The organism is Motiliproteus sp. MSK22-1 (assembly GCF_001968815.1).
Taxonomy (GTDB): Bacteria; Pseudomonadota; Gammaproteobacteria; order Pseudomonadales; family Balneatricaceae; genus Motiliproteus.
This window is the reverse complement of sequence record NZ_MIEQ01000097.1, coordinates 1-426: the sequence shown is the minus strand read 5'-3', so window position 1 is coordinate 426 and position 426 is coordinate 1. Positions and strand designations below refer to the sequence as shown.

Here is a 426-nt window from a genome sequence, read left to right as displayed (position 1 = left end):
TTCATTACTGCCGTTGGTAACATTGGTGATGGTAAAGGAGAGACCGGTAATATTCTGCCCGCTCTCAATGGTATCTACACTGGTACCGCTGAACAGACTGGCGGCGGCACCACCCTCGGTGTAGGTGGGGTTGCTGGCGTTGGCAGTCATTGTCGGTTCGTCATTGACGCCAACAATAGTTACCGTCGAAGCGACTGCCAGCGAAGCGGTATCGTCGCCGCCGTTGGCCGTGCCGCCACTGTCCTGCAGGCTGGTTATAGTAATCATCCGGTTGCTGGTGGAGGGAGTGTTGCTGTTGTTCTGGTAGCTGACGTTATCCACCAGGGTCTGGGTGGCTGCAGTCGAGAGTGTGCCGCCCGACAATGAAACTGTGGCGGTAGTGCCGACGACACTGACACTGTAGGAAAGGCTGTTGCTGGCAGTGCT

Annotated in this window: 1 protein-coding gene; it reads right to left on the bottom strand. The window is 56.6% G+C overall.

Features of this window, described 5'->3' with window-relative positions:
• The coding region (locus tag BGP75_RS27135; RefSeq protein WP_198939546.1) for a hypothetical protein at window positions 1–426 on the bottom strand (426 nt) is incomplete at both ends.